The following is a 3,221-nucleotide window of genomic DNA, read 5'->3' as shown; positions in this document are numbered from 1 at the left end:
TGGCCCGTCCGGAATCGTCGATTCCGCGGCCGCGGCGCGAAGGTTGCCCCGGTTCCCTGCTTTCCGACGTCAGACCGCGCCCGCCAGCCACGCGGCGCCCGCACACGCACCCGTGACCCAATCCATCGACTCCGCCTCGCGGCGCCTGGTTTCCGCCTTCGCCCTGCTGATCGCGGTGCTGCTGGCCGTGGGCGGCCTGGCGTACTACACCTTTCGCGAAATGTCCAGCGCCGGCCGCTGGAGCGTGCACACCTACCAGGTGCTCGCCGAAGTGGACGGCATGGAGTCGGCCGTGGCCGAGATGGAATCCGGGTTCCGCGGCTTTGCGCTTACCGGCGAGCCCGCGCTGGCGGGGCAGTGGCGAACCAACCGCGCCGAGTTCGCCGCGCACATGCGCCGCGCACGGGCGCTGACCCGCGACAACCCCGGCCAGCTCGCGCGGCTGCACCGCACCGACAGCCTGTTTGCGCAGTGGCACGCGCTGCAGCAAGCGTCCGGCCTCCTGATCTCCCCCCGCGCCGCCGTGGCGTACAGCCCCCGCACCGACTCGGCCGGCACCGTGCGGCGCATGGAGGCCGTGGCCCGGCTGCGCGCCATGCTGCAGACCGTGGGCGCACAGGAGTCGCTGCTGCTGCGCGTGCGCGCCGAGCGGGTGGCCGCGCTGGAGCGGCGCGCCCGCGTGCTGCTCATCACCGGCTCGCTGCTGGGCGTGCTGCTGGGCATCATCAGCACCGGCATGCTGGCGCGCCGCACGCGGCGGCTGCGCGAGCTGAACGAGAGCCTGCAGGCTGAGGTCGCCGAGCGCGCCATTGCCCGCGACGCGCTGGCGCGCATGAGCCGGCAGAACGAGCTAATCCTGGACGCCGCCGCGGAGGGGATCTACGGCATCGACCCGCACGGCTACTCGCTCTTCATGAACCCCGCCGCGGGGCGCATGCTGGGGATGGCGGCGCAGGACGCCATCGGCCGGCCGTTCGAGGCGGTGCTGGGCCTGGGCGGCGGCGCCGCGGAGGGCGGGGTGAACCCCATTCGCGCCACCCTGGGCGCCGGGGTGGCGCGCACCGTCACCCAGGCGCAGTTCCGGCGCACGGACGGCACGTCGTTCCCCGTGGAGTACGCCGCCACCCCCATGCAGGAGGGCGACACGCTCACCGGCGCCGTCATCACCTTTCGCGACGTGACGGAGCGCCGCGAGGTGGAGCGGATGAAGGACGAGTTCGTTTCCGTGGTGAGCCACGAACTGCGCACCCCGCTCACCTCCATCCGCGGCTCGCTGGGGCTGCTGGCGGCCGGCAAGCTGGGCGAGGTGCCCGAAAAGGGGCGGCGGATGCTGGACATCGCCGTGCAGAACACCGACCGCCTCGTTCGCCTGATCAACGACATCCTGGACATCGAGCGCATCGAGTCCGGCCGGGTGACCATGGAGGTGCGGCAGACGGACGCGGCCGAACTGGCGCACCAGGCGGTGGAGGTCATGGCGGCCATGGCGGAAAAGGCGGGGATCAGCCTGTTCGCCTGGGCGGAGCGCCTTCCCCTGGTGGCCGACCCCGACCGCATTCTGCAGGTGCTGACCAACCTGGTTTCCAACGCCGTCAAGTTTTCCCCGCCGGGGGGCGAGGTGACGGTCACCGCCGAGCCGCGGGAGGGCGAGATCCTGTTCCGCGTCACTGACCACGGGCGCGGCATTCCCCAGGACCGGCGCGAGGCCATCTTTGAGCGCTTTCAGCAGGTGGACTCGTCCGACGCACGCGAAAAGGGCGGCACCGGGCTGGGGCTGGCCATCTGCCGCAGCATCGTGAACCAGCACGGCGGGCGCATCTGGGTGGAAAGCGAGATGGGGAAGGGGAGCACCTTCAGCTTCACCCTTCCCGGGCAGACCTCCCCGCCCGGCCAGAGCGCGCCGCCCGCCCCGCCCGCCGAGGCGCCGCCGGAGGAAGAGCGCGGCGAGGGGCCGCTGATTCTGGTGTGCGACGACGACCCCGCCTTTCTGGCCTCCGTGCGAGAGATCCTTCACGGGTGGGGCTATCGTACTACGGGGGTGGGCGACGGCGAGGCCGCGGTGCTGGAGGCGGCCCGGGTGCGCCCCCGCGCCATTCTGCTGGACATGATGCTGCCGGGGATGAACGGCTCCGAGACGCTGCGGGCGCTGCGCTCGCGGCCGGAAACGGCGGACATTCCCGTGGTGATCCTGAGCGCGCTCAAGCCCCTGCCGCGGGTGCGCGAGCAGGCCGACGTGGTGGACTGGGTGGAAAAGCCGCTGGCGGACACCGGGCTGCTGCAGGCGCTGGAAGAGGCCGTGGCGCGCCGCGCCCGCCCCCGCCGGGTGCTGCTGGTGGAGGACGACGCGGACCTGGCCCGGGTGCTGGTGGAAATGTTCGGGCGGCACGGCATCGAGGCGGTGCACGCCGCCACCGGGGTGGAGGCCGTGGCGCTCAGCCGCCGCGAGCCGCCGGACATGATCGTGCTGGACCTGGGCCTGCCGCACGGCGACGGCTTCTGGGTGGTGGAGCGGCTGCGCGACGACGGCGTGCGCGGCGTGCCGCTCGTCGTCTACTCCGCGCGGGAACTGGATGAGGACGAGCGCGCGCGGCTGCGGCTGGGCCGCACGGAATTCGTGACCAAGGGACGCGAGGCGCCGGAAGACTTCGAGCGCCGCGTGGTGGCCCTGCTGAACCAGATTGCCCCGGTGGGGCGCAGCGAGGAAAATGATGAGCCACACCATTCTGCTGGTTGACGACGAGGACGACATCCGCGAAGTGGCGCAGCTTTCCCTGGAGATGACGGCCGGGTGGGAGGTGCACGCCGCGGGCTCCGGCGCGGAGGGGATCCGCAAGGCGCGCGAGGTGCGCCCCGACGCCATTCTGCTGGACGTGATGATGCCGGAGATGGACGGGCCCGCCACCGTCCGCGCCCTGCGCGCGGACCCGGAAACGGACTCCATCCCCATCATTCTGCTCACCGCCAAGGTGCAGCAGGCGGACCGCCAGCGCTTTGACGGGCTGGGCGTGCAGGGCGTGCTGAACAAGCCGTTCGATCCCATGACGCTGGCGGACCAGGTGTCCGCCGTGCTGGGGTGGTGAGGCGCGCCCCGTCATGCACCATCCCTTCATGATCTCTGCTGCATGAACCACCTTCTCGCCGCCGGACTCCCGCCCGACCTCCCCGGCTGGCTGGCGCGCCGCCTTTCCGGCGCCGCCGTGGAAACCGCCGCCACCTCCGCC

Annotated in this window: 2 protein-coding genes; both read left to right on the top strand. The window is 72.2% G+C overall.

Annotated features, from left to right (window positions below):
* Positions 1-112: 112 nt before the first annotated feature.
* Positions 113-2,734 (top strand): ATP-binding protein, encoded by a 2,622-nt coding sequence (locus VF665_RS20695; protein ID WP_331055365.1) that lies wholly within the window; start codon positions 113-115, stop codon positions 2,732-2,734.
* Entirely contained in the window at positions 2,706-3,080 is a 375-nt protein-coding gene (locus VF665_RS20690) for a response regulator (RefSeq protein ID WP_349263157.1), read from the top strand. The genes VF665_RS20695 and VF665_RS20690 overlap by 29 nt, the downstream gene beginning before the upstream one ends.
* The last annotated feature ends 141 nt before the right edge of the window (positions 3,081-3,221 follow it).

This window comes from Longimicrobium sp., assembly GCF_036387355.1.
GTDB lineage: Bacteria > Gemmatimonadota > Gemmatimonadetes > Longimicrobiales > Longimicrobiaceae > Longimicrobium.
Note: the sequence above shows the minus strand (reverse complement) of the source record. Positions and strands in the feature narration are given on the sequence as shown.